This is a genomic window from Methylobacterium gregans (assembly GCF_022179245.1).
GTDB lineage: Bacteria > Pseudomonadota > Alphaproteobacteria > Rhizobiales > Beijerinckiaceae > Methylobacterium > Methylobacterium gregans.
This window is the reverse complement of sequence record NZ_BPQM01000009.1, coordinates 1-17704: the sequence shown is the minus strand read 5'-3', so window position 1 is coordinate 17704 and position 17704 is coordinate 1. Positions and strand designations below refer to the sequence as shown.

Below are 17704 nucleotides of genomic sequence, written 5' to 3'. Positions count from 1 at the left end.
TCCCTTAGATCGCAGACCCAGAGCGCCGCATCGCCGGCCGCGCACGCCCGCGCATCGTCAGGCCCGTCCATGCCCCCTCTCGCCCTCACCCTCGGAGACCCGGCCGGGATCGGTCCGGAACTCGCGCTCGCAGCCTGGCTCGCGCGCGGCGGCGCGCAGCCGCTGCCGCCGTTCTTCCTCGTCGCCGACCCGGCCTTCGTGGAACGGGCCGCAGACCGGATGGGCTTGCCGGTCCCGGTCGCGGAGATCGATCCCGAGACGGCCGCGGAGGTGTTCCCGCGGGCGCTACCCGTCGTGGCGCTTCCGAGCGGCGCCACGGTCGCCGCCCTGCCCGGGCGACCGGACTCTGTCCACGCGGGCGCGGTGATCGAGTCGATCACCACAGCGGTCGGTCTGGTGAAGGCGGGCCGCGCGAGCGCCTTGGTAACCAACCCGATCGCCAAGTTCGTGCTGACGCGGGCCGGATTCGCGCATCCCGGCCACACCGAATTTCTCGCGGTGCTCGCGGTCCCACCCGGGCTGGCCCCGCCGAAACCCGTGATGATGATCTGGAGCGAGATGCTCTCGGTCGTCCCCGTGACGATCCACGTTCCCGTGCGCGACGTACCGGCCCTCCTCACGCAGGATCTCGTCGAGGAGACGGCCCGCATCGTCGTGCACGACCTCCGGACACGCTTCGGTCTTCACGATCCGCGCCTCGTCCTGGCCGGGCTCAACCCGCACGCGGGCGAGGCCGGCACGATCGGGACCGAGGACCGCGACGTGCTGGCCCCGGCCGTGGCGCGGCTGCGGGGGGAAGGCATCGACATCAGGGGACCGCTGCCGGCCGATACCCTGTTCCATGCCCGGGCGCGGGAGACCTACGATGTGGCGCTCGCGCCCACCCACGATCAGGCTCTGATCCCGATCAAGACCATCGCCTTCGACGACGGGGTGAACGTCACCCTGGGGCTGCCCTTCATCCGCACCTCGCCCGACCACGGCACCGCCTTCGACATCGCCGGGCAGGGTCTCGCCCGGCCCGATAGCCTGATCGCCGCGCTCCGCCTCGCCGACCGGCTCGCGCGCAATGCCGGGATCGGCCGCCCGGAGAGCGCCGAGGTGATCCCGCTCAGCCTCTACGCCGGACGCCGGACGGACATGCGCCACTTCGACCCCGACGACGAGCTGTGAGCGCACCGGATGGGCTGCCGCCGCTGCGCGACGTGGTCGCGCGGCACGGCCTGGAACCGAAGAAGGCGCTCGGCCAGAATTTCCTCTACGACCTCAACCTCACCGGCCGCATCGCCCGGGCGGCAGGCCCGCTCGCGGGCGTCACGGTCGTGGAGGTCGGGCCGGGTCCCGGAGGCCTGACGCGGGCTCTCCTCGCCGAGGGCGCCGGACGGGTGATCGCGATCGAGCGCGATCCGAGGGCGCTCCCCGCGCTCGCCGAGATCGCCGCGCATTATCCGGGCCGGCTCGAGGTGGTGGACGCGGACGCGCTCGCGTTCGATCCGCGCCCGCTGATCGGGGACGGCCCGACCCGGATCGTCGCGAACCTTCCCTACAATGTCGGCACGCCGCTCCTGACCGGCTGGCTCGATACCGAGGCCTGGCCGCCCTGGTGGGATTCGCTGACTCTGATGTTCCAGCGCGAGGTCGCCGAGCGGATCGTCGCCGACGAGGGCGACCGGGCGAATTACGGCCGGCTCGGCGTGCTCTGCGGCTGGCGCACGCGGGCCGACATCCTGTTCGACGTCAGCCCTTCGGCCTTCGTGCCGCCGCCCAAGGTCACGTCGAGCATCGTGCAGCTGCTGCCCCGCACGGATCCCCTGCCCTGTCGGGTCGGCGCACTGGAGGCGGTGACGCGCGCGGCCTTCGGGCAGCGCCGGAAGATGCTGCGTCAGAGCCTGAAGGGTCTGGGTTGCGATCCCGCTCCGCTGCTCGCGGAAGCCGGCCTCGCCGAGACCGCGCGGGCGGAGGAGGTGCCGGTCGCCGGCTTCGTCGCCCTGGCGAATGCCTGGGATCGCGCCCGCGGGCGCTGACAGGCATGAAAAAGGCCGACGTCGCCTCCGCGACGCCGGCCTCTTGATCGTCGGACCGTGATCAGGCGGTCTGCTGGATCGCCGAGAGGATCCACGGGCGGCCCGGACGGCGGACGAAGGTCCACAGCTCTGTCGCCTGCGGGGCGCCGGTCTCGACCACCTGATTCGTGCGGCGGTCGAGGGTGACGTCCTTCAGCGCGTAGCGCATCGCCACGGTGGCGTACTCGTCCGGTCCTTCGCCCCAGGCCTCCGACAGGTCACCCTGCAGAAGCTTGACTTCGCTGACCCGGTTGACGACGCCGCGCGCGGCGTTCGCCTGGAGCTCCTCCTCGAAGTAGCCGGCCATCTCCGGCGTCGCGAGATTGCGCAGGCCGACCTTGTCCTCGTGCGAGTAGGCGTCCTGGACCTCGCCCAGCAGGCGCTCGAAGGACTGGAAGTCGTTCGGCCCGATCTGGACCGGACGCTGCTGCACCGGACGCGGCTGGCCGCCGAGCATACCGCCCATCGGGCCCGCCGACGGACCGCCAGCGCCCATCGGGTTCTGCCCCGGGCCCTCATTCATCGCCTGGCGCGCGTAGGGCGCACCGGCGCCCGCGGGCTGCGGCTGCGCGTTGCGGCGCCGGAACCAGCGCACGGCGAACGAGACGAGCAGCACCACGAGGCCGACCTGCAGGAGAAGGCCGAGGAAGGAGGCGAAGCCGCCGAGGCCGCCCGAGAAACCGGCGCCGAGCAGCGCGCCGATCAGGCCGGCGCCGAGGAGGCCCGCCATGAAGCCACCGCCGAATCGCCGCCCCTGCTGCGGCTGCATACCCGGATTGGTCATGCCAGGCTGCTGCTGCGTGCGCTGCATCGGGGCCGCCGTGCCGGGCGCAGTCTGCGTTGCGGAGGGCGCGTTGAAGGTGCGGGACCCCCGCGAGCCGACGCTGCCGCCGCCTCCGGGCCGGGCCTCGGCGATAGGAGCTGCAACCGTCAGCGCCGCCGCCAGCGCCAGGAAGGTCGCCGTGCGCTTACGGCGCTTGGTGGAGGTGAGCATCGAGAGCCTCTGCGAGAGTACCGAACGCGAGATAAGGATCGCGGCGTTGTGAACGCCCCGACTATATGGAGACGGATGATGCGGCCTTTTAGTCCATGCCGACCGCTGCGTTTCGATAGCGTCGGGCGACGCGAACGGCCGATCAAGCCGTGTCGCGCCGCATCGCGGCCGGAAACACGAGACGGACCTCGGTCCCCTGGCCGGGCCGGCTATCGAGGCTGATTGTACCATTCTGGCGCTTCATCAGCCCGTGCACGATGGCGAGGCCCGCGCCGCGGCCGGCCTCGTGGCTCGTCGCAAAGGGCGCCAGCGCCCGGGCAAGCATCTCCGGCGACATGCCGCTTCCGGTATCCGAGACTGTGAAGCCCACGGCTCCCTCGCCCGGATGCTGCATCGAGCGCTCGCCGGGCCCGATGCAGAAGGTCGCGAGCGTGATCGTGCCGCTCTCCGATATTGCTTCGCAGGCATTGGCGACGAGGTGGCGCAGTGCGAGGTCGACCTGGGTTGGATTCGCGATTGCCCAGGGGAGGTTCGGCGTCGTCGCCAGCTCGAGTCGGATCCGCGCCGGGAGTGTCGGGCGGATCGCCGCTGCGGCCTCCGCCACCGCCGCGTCGAGGTCGATGGCGCGCACGTCCGGCGCGATCCGGCGCGAGAAGGCGAGGAGCTGCCTAGTCAACACGGCGGCCCGCTCCGTCGCATCGGTCGAGCGGCTCATGGCACGCTGAACAAACGGTTCGGGGTGTTCACCGAGACGGCGCTTCAGCCCGTCGATGTAGCCGATCAGGATCTGCAGGAAGTTGTTGAACTCGTGCGCAACGCTGTTCGTGAGCAGGCCAAGCGCCTCACGCTGGCGGGAGAGGGCGAGCGCGCCCTCGACATCACGGCGCCGGGTCACGTCGATCACCTGCCCGAGCCGCAACACGCTGCCCGCCACGGGGCCGAGCGTTAGGCAGCCCCAGAAGGTCGACCCGTCGCGACGCGCACCGAGAAACTCAAAGGGCTCCCCATCCACGGTGCCGGCCCGGTCACCGAGCAGCACGCGCAGATCGGCGCCGAGGATATCCGCGAGCGGGTAACCGATCAGCGCCAGGAAGGCAGTATTGGCGTAGACGATCCGCGCCTGCGCCGCGGCGCCGTCGAGCAGGAAAGACGGTACGGCGGCGGCATCAAGCAAAGCGGCCGACTTGGAGATGATCTCTCCTCGGCCTCCATCGCCAACATCCGCTACGGGCTCCGCCATGATGCCATCCGGTCGGGCGGGCTCTGCCCGCGACCCGCCCAGCGTTAACCGTACCTGCGCTGACGGCCAAGTCTGCCCGGAACCCGTTACTGCCGGATCCACATCACCCGGGCGATCCAGGCGATCTCGCCGACGTTGAGGACTCGATCCTCGTGATCGGGATTCAGCGATACCAGTTCGACCGTGCGGGCCGTGCGGCGCCGCAGTTCCTTGGCCAGCACCTCGCCCGTATGGGTCCGCACCACCACGCGATCGCCCTTCCGCACGCTCGCCGAGGGCGAGACGATCAGCACGTCGCCGTCGCGGAACAGCGGCATCATTGAGTCGCCCTGCACCTCCAGGGCGAAAGCGCGTTCCTCGCCGAGATCGGGGAAATCGACCTCCTCCCAGCCGGCGCCGCCGGTCGGCATGCCTTCCTCGGTGAAGAGGCGGCCGACGCCGGCCTGGGTCATGCCGATGAGCGGCACGGTCGAGCGCACCGGCCCCTCCCGCGCCTCGATCAGGCGCAGGAACTCGTCGAGGCTCGCACCGGTCGCCGCCAGCACCTTCGAGACCGATTCGGTCGAGGGCCAGCGCTTGCGACCGTCCGCGCCGATTCGCTTCGAGCGGTTGAAGCTCGTGGCGTCGAGGCCCGAGCGGCGAGCGAGGCCGGACGGGGAGTAGCCATGACGTTCCGCCAGCCTGTCGATGGCGGTCCAGATCTGTTCGTGGGACAACATCTGTCGGGCTCTGTGCCTCAACGGACCGCAAAGACGCACGGCCTAGTTGTAGGAAAGTAGAACTACACGGCGCCGAATGCAACCGCTCATTGCCCGCGCGAAGCCGTTTTCCGGACCACTCCGCTCGGTGCCGGATCAACCGCAGCACGCGGGAATAGTTGTCAGAAAGCGGCGCCTCGCCGTATCGACGGCGCGCAACGAACGGACGCGCGCATGCCCCTCATCTACAAGATCTGCCCTCGCGATCTCTGGCGCGAGGCCGAAGCCGTGGGCCGGTTCACGGGGGCGCCCGTGGACGTGGCGGACGGATTCATCCACCTCTCGGCTGCGGGCCAAGTCTCTGAAACGGCAGCGCGCCATTTCGCCGGACAGCGCGATCTCCTGCTCGTCGCGGTCGAGGCCAGGGCTCTCGGCGACGCCCTGCGATACGAGCCCTCGCGCGGGGGCGCGCTGTTCCCGCACCTCTACGGCGACCTGCCGCTCGCGGCGGTGCGTTCGGTCGCCGAGCTGCCGCTAGGGGAAGATGGGCGACACGTCTTCCCGGCGGAGATCGCGGCATGATCGAAGTCCTGTTCCCCCTGGTCCGCCCGGTGCTCCACGGCCTCGATGCGGAGCAAGCCCACAACCTGACATTGCGGGCTCTGGCGGCCCTTCCGGCGCGCCGTCCGGCCGCCGACGACCCGCGACTTGCCGTCGGGATACTCGGGCTTAACCTGCCCAATCCCGTCGGTCTCGCCGCGGGATTCGACAAGGGTGCCACCGTGCCGGACGCGCTCCTGGGGCTCGGGTTCGGCTTCGTCGAGGTCGGCGGCGTGGTGCCGAGGCCGCAGCCCGGCAATCCGCGCCCGCGGGTGTTTCGGCTGAAGGCCGATGGCGCGGTGATCAATCGGTTCGGCCTGAACAGCGAGGGGCTCGACGTGGTCGCGGACCGGCTCGCCGCTCGGGCGGGTCGTCCGGGCGTCGTCGGCGTCAACATCGGCGCTAACAAGGACGCGGCGGACCGGCTGGCCGACTACGTCGCCTGCACCGCCCGGCTCGCCCCCCACGTCGCCTTCGTCACCGTGAACGTGTCGTCGCCGAACACGCCGGGCCTGCGCGACCTCCAGGGCGAGGCTTTCCTGGACGAGCTCCTCGCCCGGGTGGTCGAAGCGCGGGACGGGACGGGCGCGCGCGCCGCGGTACTGCTGAAGATCGCCCCCGACATCACCCTCGACGCCCTCGACGCGATCTGCGCCACGGCTCTCCGGCGCGGCGTGCAGGGGCTTGTCGTCTCGAACACGACGGTGGCGCGGCCGGAGAGCCTCACCGAGACGGTGCTGGCGCGCGAGACCGGCGGCCTGTCGGGGCGCCCGCTCTTCGGCCCGGCGACGAAGCTTCTGGCCGAGACCTATTTGCGGGTCGGGAGCAAGGTGCCGCTGATCGGCGTCGGCGGCGTGGACTCGGCCGAGGCGGCTTGGACCAAGATCCGCGCGGGCGCGAGCCTCGTGCAGCTCTACTCGGCCCTGGTCTACCAGGGGCCGGGCCTCGTCGGCGCGATCAAGCGGGGCCTGCTCGACCGCCTGCAACGGGAGGGGCTCCCGAACCTCGCGGCGGCCGTCGGGCGGGAGGCGGCGGCTCTCGCCAAGGGTTGAGACAGGGGTGGCGCGGCAGCGTCCGGGTTTTCGGGGAGGGCAGATATGAGATCACGGTTCCGGTCGATCGCACGCGCAACCGCGACGCTCCTCCTCACGATCTCCGGCGTTGCGGCCCAGACGGTGACGGACGGATCCGACGCCGCCCTCGGTCCGGAGAAGACCGGGGCGGTGCTGGCGCTCGTGGCGCGCGTGCTGCGAAGCCCGGACGCGCAGGTGACGGGCCTGCGCGTCGGCCGGGCCGGCGCCCTGTGCGGGGCCGTCGATGTCCGCAACCGCATGGGCAGCTATACGGGCCCGCGCGGATTCGTGGCCGATCTGGGCAGCGCCTTCCTGGCCCGGCTGCCGGAGGGCCCGGAACTGCGCAATCCCGCGAGCCCGGCGGATTTCCAGGCGATGCAGCGCGCACAGGCCCTTTTCGCCGCCAACTGCACCAGCGCGTGACCGTCATCCCGTCGACAATTGGTCAGCCGCGGATCGGAATAAAAATTCCGACATTCATCCGACCCGGCACCCAATTGCAGAACGGCGCGGCTTGACCAAAAGTTCTTGTCGTTCGACAAGCAGATTACGTCGACCGCAGGCCCGCCGTTCGGAAGCAGATCGACCCGCGCTTCCCGCATCGAGAAGCTCGAACAAGTATAAAAACAGAGCGCTAGACCCACGCATTCTACGCATGAGGGGCCTGCGCCGGCACGCGATTGAGCGCGCCCGGGTTCGACGCTTATCTCGCCGCCGCACACGGTAAGTTCCCGAGACAAGCACATGGACCACCCGGTCGCGTCTCCCAAGCGCTCCTCCGCGGCCGGCGGCTGGGGTGCCCTGAAGTCCTGCGGCAAGCACCTGCTCGGCAGTCGCGCCCCGCTCTCGGGCGCCCGCGCCCTGATGAAGGCCAACCAGCCCGACGGGTTCGACTGCCCGGGATGCGCCTGGGGCGATCCGGAGCACGGCTCCTCCTTCGAGTTCTGCGAGAACGGCGTGAAGGCGGTATCCTGGGAGGCGACCGACAAGCGCACGCCGCCGGCCTTCTTCGCCCGCCACACCGTGACGGAGCTCCGCGGCTGGACCGACTACGCGCTGGAGGGCGAGGGCCGGCTCACCCATCCGATGCGCTACGACGCCGCCAGCGACCGCTACCTGCCGGTCTCCTGGGACGAGGCCTTCGCGGAGATCGGGGCCGAGCTCAACGCGCTGGCACATCCCGACCAGGCCGAGTTCTACACCTCGGGCCGGGCCTCCAACGAGGCCGCCTACCTCTACCAGCTCTTCGCCCGGCTCTACGGCACCAACAACTTCCCCGACTGCTCGAACATGTGCCACGAGGCGAGCGGTATCGCGCTCACCCAGGCCATCGGCGTCGGCAAGGGCACGGTGACGCTGGAGGATTTCGAGCGCGCTGACGCGATCTTCGTCGTGGGCCAGAATCCGGGCACCAACCACCCCCGCATGCTGGGCGACCTGCGCCGGGCGGCGGAGCGCGGCGCCCGCGTGGTGGTGCTCAATCCCGTGCGCGAGCGCGGCCTGGAGCGCTTCGCCGACCCGCAGAACACCGTCGAGATGCTGCGGGGCGCGAGCCGCCCGATCGCCAGCCACTACCTGCAGCCGCGGCTGGGCGGCGACATGGCGGCCTTCCGGGGCATGGCCAAGGCGATCTTCGCGGCCGACGACGCGGCTCTCGCCGAGGGCCGCCCCTCGCTCCTCGACCGCGCGTTCCTGGCTAAGCACACCGCCGGCCTCGACGCGTGGCGCGCCGCCGTCGACGCGACGGCGTGGGACGCCATCCTCGACCAGTCGGGCCTGACCCGGGCGGAGATCGAGGCGATGGCCGAGGTCTATCTCGGCGCCGACAAGGTCATCGCCACCTGGGCGATGGGCGTGACGCAGCACCGCCACTCGGTCGCGACGATTCGCGAGATCGCCAACGTCATGTTCCTGCGCGGCCATGTCGGGCGTCCCGGCGCGGGCCTCTGCCCGGTGCGCGGCCACTCGAACGTGCAGGGCGACCGGACGGTCGGCATCAACGAGAAGCCGCCAGCCGCGCTCCTCGATGCGCTGGAGCGCGAGTTCCACTTCGAGGCCCCCCGCCGACACGGCCACAACGTGCTGGCGGCGATCGGCGCCATGCTCGACGGCTCGGCCAGGGCCTTCATCGGGTTGGGGGGCAACTTCGCCCGCGCGACGCCGGATTCCGCCCTGGTCGCGAAGGCCCTCGGCTCCTGCCGCCTCACCGTCCACATCGCGACGAAGCTCAACCACTCGCACCTCGTGCCTGGCGCGGTCGGCTACGTCCTGCCCTGCCTCGGCCGTACCGAGATCGACCGCAACAGCCGCGGCAAGACGCAGATCGTGACCGTCGAGGACTCGATGAGCATGGTCCACGGCTCGGGCGGCATCAACAAGCCGGCCTCCCCGCATCTGCGCTCGGAGGTGGCGATCATCGCAGGGATCGCGGCCGCTACGGTCGGCTCGGAGCGGGTCGACTGGGTCGCGCTCGCCGACGACCACGACCGCATCCGCGAACTGATCGAGCGCACGATCCCGGGCTTCGCGGGCTACAACACCCGGGTCCGCCGGCCCCGCGGCTTCATGCTGCGCAACCTCGCGGCGGAGCGCGTCTTCGAGACGGCGGTGGGCCGCGCCACCTTCTCTGACGACCCCCTGCCCGAGACCACCGAGCACCAGCGGGCGGCTGCCACCGACGATACGTTCGTCCTGCAGACCTTCCGCAGCCACGACCAGTACAACACCACGATCTACGGCCTCGATGACCGCTACCGCGGCGTCTACGGCGAGCGGCGCGTGGTGTTCGCTCATCCGGAGGATCTCGCCGAGATCCGCGGCCGGCTGGGCGACCGGGTCGACATCCGGGGCACGCACCGGGACGGCATGGAGCGGGTGGCGGAGGATTTCCGCCTCGTGCCCTTCGACATGCCGCGCGGCGCGCTCGCCGGCTACTACCCGGAGCTGAACGTGCTGGTGCCGCTCTCGACCGCAGGGGCGCAGAGCGACACGCCGACCTCGAAGTCGGTCCTCGTCACCCTCCATGCACGGAATGCAGCATGACGGAAGTTGAATTCATCGGCACGGTCGAGGAGCTGCAGGCGCGCCGCCCCGACCTCTCGCGGCTGGAGGCGGGCCTGCTGGCCGCGCCGCATCTCGGCCTCTCGCCCGACACCCGCAGCTTCGCCCGGGTGTTCGACGTGGCCCACGCCCACGTCCTGCGCGCGCTGACGCGCCTGGACGAGGCCGGTCTCGTCGCGGTGACCGAACGCGACCCGCGCACCCAGCGCACCCATTTCGCGCCGACGGACGAGGCCCGCACGCTGTTCAAGCAGGCGGCCTGAGGCGGGGGAGCGCCGCTCTCTGCTCGTCGCGGTCCCCCTCCCCCCTCTGCGGGGGAGGGAAACTCCTGCGTCAGCAGGTGTCGGTCGGGACGAAGTCCCGCAGAGCGGGGGCGAGGCTTCCCGCTGAGGCGCGGCCTGCATGCAGGGCTGAGCCCAACCCTGAAACAGTCACCCCTCTCCCGACCCGGCCTGACGGCCGGCCCACCCTCCCCCGCAGAGGGGGGAGGGAGAGCGGTGCACGCAGCGGCTATCCCCCCTCACCGCTCCGTCAGCTTCATCTCGATGCGGCGGTTGCGGGCGTAGGCCTCGTCGCTCGTGCCGGCGTCGAGGGGCTGGAACTCGCCGAAGGCGCCGGCGAGCAGGTGCTGGGGCGGGATGCCCTTGGCCGCGAGATACTGCACCACCGCGATGGCGCGGGCGGCCGAGAGCGCCCAGTTCGACGGGAACTGCGCGCTCGCGATCGGCCGCACGTCGGTGTGCCCGTCCACCCGCAGCACCCAGGCGATATCGGACGGGATCTGCCGGGCGAGGTCGGCGATGGCCGCGGCGATACGGTCGAGCTCCGGCCCGGCCTCGGGCTTGAGCGTGGCCGAGCCCGCCGGGAACAGCACCTCGGATTGCAGCACGAAGCGGTCGCCGACGACGCGGATGTCAGGCCGCGAGCCGAGGATCTGGCGCAGCCGACCGAAGAAGTCGGAGCGGTAGCGCGCGAGTTCCTGCACCTTCTGGGCAAGCGCCACGTTCAGGCGGCTGCCGAGATCGGCGATGCGGGCCTGGGATTCGCGGTCGCGCTGCTCCGAGGCCGCGAGCGCGTCCTCGAGCGCCGCGAGCTGGCGGCGCATGGCGGCGAGCTGCTCGTTCAGCAGGTCGATCTGGTTGAGCGCGCGCCGGGTCGCGCCGCGCTCGGCCTGGAGCTGCCGGTCGAGCTCGCCGGCCTGCCCGCCTTGCGCCCCGCTGGCCTGCGCCTCGGCCCGGGCCTGATCGCGCGCGCTCTCGGCGGCGGCGAGCGAGGAGCGCAGGGACTCGAGCGACGCGGCATCGCCCCGCCGATTGGAGCGCTCCAGCGCCAGGAGGTCGGTGAGGTCGGCGATCTGGCGGTTCAGCCGGGCCAGCATCGTGTCGCGCCCGGACAGCTCCTGCGAGACGAAGAACTGCCCCACCACGAAGACCGTGAGCAGGAAGACCACCGAGAGCAGAAGCGTGGCGAGCGCGTCGACGTAGCCCGGCCAGACGTTGAGGCCGCGCTCGCGGCGGGCAGCGCGGGAGGCCATCGCCTAGACCCGCTCGCGCCCGAGCCGGTCGAGCACCTGCTTAAGCTCGCGCTCGCGGCTCGCCTGCGCCTCGACCCAGTCGCGGATCATCTGCTGCTCTGAGCGCATGTGCTGAACGAGGCCCTGAATGCCCTCGGCGAGGTTCGCCATGGCCTGGGCGGCGGCGCGGCCGTTCGCGCCGTCCTGGATCACGCTCGTCAGACGGTCGACCGCTTCTTGAAGCTCCCGCGCGCCCGTGCCCGGGGAGGCGGCGAGCGGCGCGGCCGCCTCGGATCCGGAGGTCAGCCAGTCCTCCAGCTCGTTGTGGAAGCGGGCATGGGCCTGCCCCGCCTGGAGATCGAGGAAGCCGATGACCAGGGAGCCCGCGAGGCCGAAGAGCGAGGCCGAGAAGGCGAGGCCGATGCCGGAGAGCGGCACCGCGAGCCCGTTCTTCAGCTCGTCGAACATCACCGCGGCGTCGCCCCCGCCGCGCATCGAGCGGATCACCGAGCCCACCGCGGAGAGCGTGTCGATGAGGCCCCAGAAGGTGCCGAGGAGGCCCAGCAGGATGAGCAGTCCCGCGATGTAGCGCAGGATGTCCCGCCCCTCGTCGAGCCGGGCCGCGACCGTGTCGAGGAACGCGCGGGTTCCGGGGAGCGTCGCCCCCTCCGCCCGCGCCGCGACGGCGGGCTCCAGGGGCTTGAGCAGGTTCGGGGACCGCGCCTGCCCGCCGGCCGCCACCGCATTGACGTAGGATGCCTCCCGGAACAGCCGCAGCACCTGCCCGAAGGCGAGCAGCACCGCGATTAGCAGAATGCCGAGGATCAGGCCGTTGAGGCCGGGATTGGCCAGGAAGGCCGGCGTGATCTGCCGGAACAGCACGAAGGCGAGGAAGCCGATCAAGATCAGGAAGACCAGCATCCGCACGAGGTAGATGCCGGGTTTCGCGATCACGGCTTTTCCAGTCCTCGGCTCGGCCGAGGGCCTCGTGGCGGTGGGGAGGGCGGCCATCGGTCGCGTCTCGCGGCTCGGGTTGGGCGCGCGCGCGCCGGTCGGGCCGGCACTGTGGCGGCAGCGTCCCGGGCGATCAAGCCGCGGATCGTGCGGCGCGCGAGCCTAATCCCAGGCTTTCGGCCAAGTCTCCTCCAGATGCGGCCCGATCCGCACCGCCCAGGCGCCGCGGGCAAGCCCCTTCGCATCCGTCTCGACCGCGATGCCGCAGAGCGTTCCCTCCCCGCCCGCGACCTCCCAGCGGGAGCCCGGCGTCTTCTGCAGGAAGCGGCGGATCGGCTCGTCCTTGTTCATGCCGAGCACGGAATCGTAGTCGCCGCACATGCCGGCATCCGACATGTAGGCGGTGCCGCCGGGCAGCACGCGGTGGTCGGCGGTGGGCGCGTGGGTGTGCGTGCCGACGACGAGGCTCGCGCGCCCGTCGAGGAAGTGGCCGAAGGCCTGCTTCTCGCTCGTCGCCTCGGCGTGGACGTCCACGATCACCGCGTCGGCCGCCTCGCCGAGCGGGCAGGCCGAGAGCTCGCGCTCCACCGCCGCGAAGGGATCGTCCATCGCGTCCATGAAGACGCGGCCCATCACGTTGACCACGAGGACGCGCGCGCCCGTGCGGGTCTCGACGATGCAGGCGCCGCGCCCCGGCGTGCCCGGCGGGTAGTTGGCGGGCCGCACCAGCCGCTCCTGGCGGTTGATGAAGACGAGCGCCTCCCGCTGGTCGAAGCTGTGGTTGCCGAGCGTCACCGCGTCGGCGCCGGCCTGGATGAGCTCGTCGCAGACCGTCTCGGTGATGCCGAAGCCGTGCGCGGCGTTCTCGCCGTTGATCACCACGCAATCGAGCCGCCAGCGCTCGCGCAACCGCGGCAGGTGCTCGGCGACGACGGAGCGGCCGGGACGCCCGACGACGTCGCCGAGGAAGAGCAGGCGCATGATGGTCCGTGTTTCGAGAGGTCGGGGGCCCGCGAGGTTAGGCCGGTTCGCGCGCCAGCGGAACCGGGCCGTCCTCGGTCACGACATGGTCGAGGGGGCGGTCGTGCGGCTCGGCGGGCACGTGGTCCACCTGCTGGCACGCGAAGGCGATGCCGACGGTCAGTACCGGGTGCAGCGCGGAGAGCCGGGTGATCGCGCCGTCGTAGTAGCCGCGGCCGTAGCCGATGCGCTGGCCCTGCCGGTCGAAGGCGGCGAGCGGGACCACGAGGGCGTCGGGATCGAGGGGGGGCAGGTCGGCGCGGGGCTCGGACAGGCCGAAGCCGCCCTTCACCAGAGCCTCGCCGGCGCGCCACTCGCGGAAGACGAGGCCCGCGGGCGTGACCTGCGGCAGCACAACGCGCTGACCGCGGGCGAAGAGACCCTCGGCGATCGGGCGCGGGTCGATCTCGCTGCGGATCGGCCAGAAGGCGCCGACGAGGCGGGCCCGGGCGAGGGCCGGCATCGCCAGAACGGTCTCGGCGACCGAGCGGGAGGCTGCCGCGCGATCGTCGGCCGAGAGGGCATCGCGGCGGGCGAGCGCGGCGCTTCGCAGCGCGGCCTTCAGATTTTGGGAAGCGGGGTGCGGAGCCACGTGAGCCGTTGGAGGATCGATCCCGGGAAACCTACAGCGTAGGTGGGCGCCGTGTTGGCCAAGTCCACGGACGAGGCCAGGAACAGCTCCCGAGGGAGTCGATAAGGCCCCGGGGAAAAGTTCTCCTGACGAACTCTGCAGCCCCGCCCACACCATGTAGCGAGGCGCGGGCCGGCGCGCCAGGGGCCGGCGCGCCCGGGGCCATTGTTTCTTTCCGGCCGACCTTCATTTACCACCCGCGAGAGCCAGAGCCGCCGCCTCCCGCGGGGGCGTCGCGCGGTGCGTACCGAAGAATCATGACCCAGCAGACGAGTGCGGAGCAGGTCCCCGCGGACCAGGGCCTGAGATCGGCCGAGAGCCCGACGGAGGTCGCGGCGCTGCCTGGCGCGCGGCTGATCCTGGCCTCCGCCTCGCCGCGCCGCCTCGCTCTCCTGCAGCAGATCGGCATCGAGCCGGACGCGCTCCTGCCCGCGGACGTGGACGAGACGCCGCGCAAGGCCGAGGCACCGCGCGACCTCGCCAAGCGCTTGGCGCGCGAGAAGCTCGCCGAGGCGGAGGCCGCGATGCGCCGGGCGGGCGGCGATGAGCGCACCTGGCTCGTCTCCGCCGACACCGTGGTGGCGGTCGGCCGCCGCGTCCTGCCGAAGGCCGAGCTGCCCGACGAGGCCGCCGACTGCCTGCGGCTGCTCTCGGGCCGGCAGCACCGGGTCTACACGGCTCTCTGCCTGCTCACCCCCCGCGGCAATCGCCGCGAGCGCCTCGTCGAGAGCCGGGTGCGCTTCAAGCGCCTCTCGGGCCGGGAGATCGAGGGCTATCTCGGCTCCGGCGAGTGGCGGGGCAAGGCCGGCGGATACGCGATCCAGGGGCTCGCCGGTGCCTTCGTGGTCAAGCTCGTCGGCTCCTACAGCGCGGTGGTCGGCCTGCCTCTCTACGAGACCGCGAGCCTGCTGGAGGGCGAGGGCTTCCCCGTCCGGGCGCGCTGGGGGGCGATGGCATGAGCACCCGCGAGGCGCCCGCTCCCTGCCCGATCTGCGGGAAGTCGGCCGCACCGGCCTACAAGCCGTTCTGCTCGCAGCGCTGCGCCGACGTCGATCTCGGCCGCTGGCTCAGCGACCGCTACGTGATCCCGGGCGAGGACCAGGACGACACCGGCCCGTCCCCGCACGACGACCAGAACGAGAAAACGTGACGGACGCGTTACGGAGGCTAGACAGGACCGAAAACGCCCCTTATACGACCGCCATCCGACGCCGCCGAGCGGCGCGGATGTCGCCCAGGTAGCTCAGTTGGTAGAGCATGCGACTGAAAATCGCAGTGTCGGTGGTTCGATTCCGCCCCTGGGCACCATCTCTTCTCTGATCGGTGCCGCCTACCAAGATCTCGCTTCAAGATCTGGCCTGCAATCGATCACTATCCCTGATATCCATTTCGTCGGCAGAAGCGTGAGCTTCGTCGCGTTCGTTGCAGCCGCCACGGGCTGAAGCGCGTCGACTGGCTTCCCTGGCAATGCGCTGTGTCGGGAGGAGAGGTGCGGCTCACCGTCCGCGCGTTCGAAGCATTCGGATCGAGGGCGTACAGCCGCCCCCCTCCGGCGAAGGGCAGCTCGGTCCGCCGGGAGCCTTGCGGCCGAGCTTGCGTTGACCCGGTATCGCCGCCGCGAGCCCGGAATCGTCCCCATGCTCCGTCTCAGACGTTCATCCCCGCGGAGCCGGGCCTCGCTGCTCTGGGTGCTGATCACCTGCGCCCTGCTGGCGCTCGTCGCCGTCTTGTTGCTGAGGCTCGGCAACGAGCGCCAGAGGCACGCGGAGGAGATCCGCACCCTCAAGACCGACCGGGCCGCGCTCCGGCAGGAGATCGCGGAACGGCAGGCGGCCTCCGGCTCGCTGGCAGACCTGAAGGCCGAGATCGGACGGGCCGAGGCGCGTGAGCGGACGGTGGGGCAGGCGGCCCGCGAGACCGAGGCGCAGGTCGCGGGGCTCGAGGCGCGCCGCAAGGCGGCCGAGGAGGCCATCGCGGCAGCGGCCTCGCTCCAGACCGATCTTTCGGCGGCGCGCGCCAAGGTGGATGGCGCCCTGCGCGAGAGCGACGACCTCCAGCAGCAACTGACAGCCTCGCGCGCCGACCGCGACCGGCTGTCGGCAGCGATCGCGTTGCTCGAGCAGAAACGCGCCGAACTCGAGGCCGAGGTCTCCGCACTCGACGCCAAGCGGGCCGGGGGCATGGAGGAATTGGCCAAGCTCGACGGTCTTCTGGAGCGGACCCGCCGGGAGGTCTCCGAAGCGCAGGCGCGCGCGGCGAATGGCCACCGCGAGGCTCTCGGACAGGCCGAACCCGCGAAGACCACTCCGCCGGATGCCTCAGGCGAAGACCCGGGGGCGCCCGGCACCCGGTAGCACACCGGCGGCACCGCCGGACGCGCGGCTAAAATCGTCTGCGCATGAGCATTGGAGGATGAAAACTTCCGGATTAGATCCTTTAGATATCGGACCTTTTACGAGGCGGTCCATGTTTTCGACAGAAGTTCGTGCGTAGATCCTCGTCGTCACGCGGGATCCTGTCTGCGCGACATCCGGAGAGGACCGTTTCGGCATGTTGGAAGCTCTTCCGGCAGACGCCCTCGGTACGCCGATTCGGGACGGCGCGCTTGAGAGGTGCCACGTCGCCGTCAGCGAGGATCTTGAGTCCCTGCGGGAGGCCTGGAGCGCCCTCGAGGTGCGTTCGAGCGGTGTCTTCCAGAGCTACGGCTGGTGCCGTACCTGGGAGGCGGCCGCGCGGCGAGCCGGCTGCCGGCTGGCGCCCCGCATCCTCACCGTTCACCAGGACGGCCGGCTCGTCCTGCTCTGGCCGTTGGTGGTGCAACGGCTCGGCCCGCTGCGCGTCCTGCGCAGTTTCGGCGAGCCCGCGACGCAGTACGCGGACGCACTCCTCGCCCCGGGGGCGGAGCGCGAGGTGTGGCTGGACAGGGCGTGGCAGGCGGTGCGGTCGATGCGCGACGTGGACGCCGTGCTCCTGAAAGGTGTGCGCGCGGATGCGGCCATCGCGCCGCTCGTCGAACCGCGCGGGCGGTTCGCAACGCGTGGAGCGGAGGCGCCGTTCTGCGACTTCCGCAACGCCGAGGCCCGCAGACGCTCGGGCCGCACGCGCAACACGCTTCAGCGGAACCTGCGCCATCTCGCCGAGGCCGGCCCGGTGGCGTTCGAGGTCGTCGCAGAGCCCGAGGCGCGGGTCCGGGTGATGGCGGAGGCGTTGCGGCTGAAGCAGGCTTGGCTGCGGCGCACCGGCCGCGTCAGCGCCGGCTACGGCCACCCGGCCAATGCAGCGTTTTTGCAGGGGCTGGCGGCCTGTCCGAATGCCCTCGTGCTGCGCCTCACGGTCGGCGGCGAGACCGCGGCGGTGGAGGCCGGCCTGGTCCATGCGGGCGCCTACGCCTCCCTCGTCCAGGCCTACGAGGTGCGCCATGCAGCGCACGGGCCCGGCCGGCTGCTGTTCCGGCACATGGTCGAGAATGCGGCGGGCCTCGGGATAGACCGACTCGATTTCCTGGCGCCCGCGTCCCGGCATAAGTCGGAATGGGCGACGGGCGCGATGCCGGTGCGCGATTACGCTCTGCCGCTACGCCTGCGTGGCTGGATCCTGTTGGCCTATGTCCGCCACCTTCGCCCGCGCGCCAAGGCGTGGCGCGAGGGGATCGGCGCCGTGCTCACCGGTCTCGCGCGGCGGCGGCAGGTGCCCGGCACGGTCGATCAGAGCCGGACGGCCGGTAGGATGTGAAAGGGGGCCGGCATGGTCTTGCCGGCCCCCGGGATCATGCGTCAGGCCGCTTCGCGCAGTCTCAGCAATCGTCGCCCTTCTTGCCGACCTGCTGATTGGCGCCGGTGTTGTTCATGGCGCCGACCG

18 protein-coding genes, 1 tRNA gene and 1 other RNA gene are annotated in these 17704 nt (G+C 71.3%); 12 read left to right on the top strand and 8 right to left on the bottom strand.

Annotated features, from left to right (window positions below):
* Window positions 1-69 precede the first annotated feature (69 nt).
* Complete coding sequence (gene pdxA / locus MFF54_RS02380) at window positions 70-1173, top strand: 4-hydroxythreonine-4-phosphate dehydrogenase PdxA (protein WP_238300990.1); 1104 nt, start codon at window positions 70-72, stop codon at window positions 1171-1173.
* Entirely contained in the window at window positions 1170-2024 is an 855-nt protein-coding gene (gene rsmA, locus MFF54_RS02375) for a 16S rRNA (adenine(1518)-N(6)/adenine(1519)-N(6))-dimethyltransferase RsmA (RefSeq protein ID WP_238300989.1), read from the top strand. Before pdxA ends, rsmA begins: the two co-directional genes overlap by 4 nt.
* Before the next feature lie 61 nt (window positions 2025-2085).
* Here rsmA and MFF54_RS02370 read toward each other — a convergent pair whose 3' ends face one another.
* The 3 genes from MFF54_RS02370 to MFF54_RS02360 all read right to left on the bottom strand — a co-directional run bounded on the left by MFF54_RS02370 (window position 2086) and on the right by MFF54_RS02360 (window position 5016).
* A complete protein-coding gene (locus tag MFF54_RS02370) occupies window positions 2086-3057 on the bottom strand; it encodes a TIM44-like domain-containing protein (RefSeq protein ID WP_238300986.1) in 972 nt (323 codons plus the stop codon).
* 142 nt (window positions 3058-3199) lie between these two features.
* On the bottom strand, window positions 3200-4297 hold the full coding sequence (locus MFF54_RS02365; protein ID WP_238300984.1) for an ATP-binding protein: 1098 nt from the start codon (window positions 4295-4297) through the stop codon (window positions 3200-3202).
* A gap of 86 nt (window positions 4298-4383) precedes the next feature.
* A complete protein-coding gene (locus MFF54_RS02360; protein WP_066925747.1) occupies window positions 4384-5016 on the bottom strand; it encodes a S24 family peptidase in 633 nt (210 codons plus the stop codon).
* Between the two features lie 213 nt (window positions 5017-5229).
* On the opposite strand from MFF54_RS02360, the gene MFF54_RS02355 reads away from it, so the two are divergent.
* From MFF54_RS02355 to MFF54_RS02335, 5 genes are all read left to right on the top strand, one after another.
* Entirely contained in the window at window positions 5230-5577 is a 348-nt protein-coding gene (locus MFF54_RS02355; protein WP_238300982.1) for a DUF952 domain-containing protein, read from the top strand.
* Window positions 5574-6647 carry a quinone-dependent dihydroorotate dehydrogenase gene (locus MFF54_RS02350; protein WP_238300980.1) on the top strand — a complete coding sequence of 358 codons (1074 nt, stop codon included), beginning with the start codon at window positions 5574-5576 and terminating at the stop codon, window positions 6645-6647. Before MFF54_RS02355 ends, MFF54_RS02350 begins: the two co-directional genes overlap by 4 nt.
* Window positions 6648-6692: 45 nt before the next feature.
* Window positions 6693-7091, top strand: a complete 399-nt coding sequence (locus MFF54_RS02345) for a hypothetical protein (protein WP_238300978.1) — start codon at window positions 6693-6695, stop codon at window positions 7089-7091.
* 321 nt (window positions 7092-7412) lie between these two features.
* Window positions 7413-9710, top strand: a complete 2298-nt coding sequence (locus MFF54_RS02340) for an FdhF/YdeP family oxidoreductase (RefSeq protein ID WP_238300976.1) — start codon at window positions 7413-7415, stop codon at window positions 9708-9710.
* Entirely contained in the window at window positions 9707-9991 is a 285-nt protein-coding gene (locus MFF54_RS02335) for a hypothetical protein (RefSeq protein WP_238300974.1), read from the top strand. Before MFF54_RS02340 ends, MFF54_RS02335 begins: the two co-directional genes overlap by 4 nt.
* Before the next feature lie 257 nt (window positions 9992-10248).
* Here MFF54_RS02335 and MFF54_RS02330 read toward each other — a convergent pair whose 3' ends face one another.
* The 5 genes from MFF54_RS02330 to ssrS all read right to left on the bottom strand — a co-directional run bounded on the left by MFF54_RS02330 (window position 10249) and on the right by ssrS (window position 13954).
* The gene (locus MFF54_RS02330) at window positions 10249-11262 is read right to left on the bottom strand and encodes a peptidoglycan -binding protein (protein ID WP_238300972.1); all 1014 of its coding nucleotides are present in this window, start codon (window positions 11260-11262) and stop codon (window positions 10249-10251) included.
* A 3-nt stretch (window positions 11263-11265) separates the two neighbouring features.
* Window positions 11266-12252 (bottom strand): MotA/TolQ/ExbB proton channel family protein, encoded by a 987-nt coding sequence (locus MFF54_RS02325; protein WP_238300969.1) that lies wholly within the window; start codon window positions 12250-12252, stop codon window positions 11266-11268.
* Between the two features lie 105 nt (window positions 12253-12357).
* On the bottom strand, window positions 12358-13176 hold the full coding sequence (locus tag MFF54_RS02320; protein WP_238300967.1) for a TIGR00282 family metallophosphoesterase: 819 nt from the start codon (window positions 13174-13176) through the stop codon (window positions 12358-12360).
* A gap of 37 nt (window positions 13177-13213) precedes the next feature.
* Complete coding sequence (locus MFF54_RS02315; RefSeq protein WP_238300965.1) at window positions 13214-13807, bottom strand: 5-formyltetrahydrofolate cyclo-ligase; 594 nt, start codon at window positions 13805-13807, stop codon at window positions 13214-13216.
* A non-coding RNA gene (gene ssrS / locus MFF54_RS02310) (6S RNA) lies at window positions 13797-13954 on the bottom strand. The genes MFF54_RS02315 and ssrS overlap by 11 nt, the downstream gene beginning before the upstream one ends.
* A 149-nt stretch (window positions 13955-14103) precedes the next feature.
* Between ssrS and MFF54_RS02305 the strand changes: the two genes are divergently transcribed.
* From MFF54_RS02305 to MFF54_RS02285, 5 genes are all read left to right on the top strand, one after another.
* Window positions 14104-14805, top strand: coding sequence for a Maf-like protein (locus tag MFF54_RS02305; protein WP_238300963.1), 702 nt, complete (start codon window positions 14104-14106; stop codon window positions 14803-14805).
* Entirely contained in the window at window positions 14802-14996 is a 195-nt protein-coding gene (locus MFF54_RS02300; protein WP_238300960.1) for a DNA gyrase inhibitor YacG, read from the top strand. Before MFF54_RS02305 ends, MFF54_RS02300 begins: the two co-directional genes overlap by 4 nt.
* Window positions 14997-15078: 82 nt before the next feature.
* Window positions 15079-15154 (top strand) — tRNA-Phe (locus tag MFF54_RS02295).
* A 329-nt stretch (window positions 15155-15483) separates the two neighbouring features.
* Window positions 15484-16200: a hypothetical protein gene (locus tag MFF54_RS02290; protein WP_238300958.1), complete on the top strand. Its 717-nt coding sequence runs from the start codon at window positions 15484-15486 to the stop codon at window positions 16198-16200.
* Between the two features lie 196 nt (window positions 16201-16396).
* Window positions 16397-17578: a GNAT family N-acetyltransferase gene (locus MFF54_RS02285; RefSeq protein ID WP_238300956.1), complete on the top strand. Its 1182-nt coding sequence runs from the start codon at window positions 16397-16399 to the stop codon at window positions 17576-17578.
* Window positions 17579-17704 lie beyond the last annotated feature (126 nt).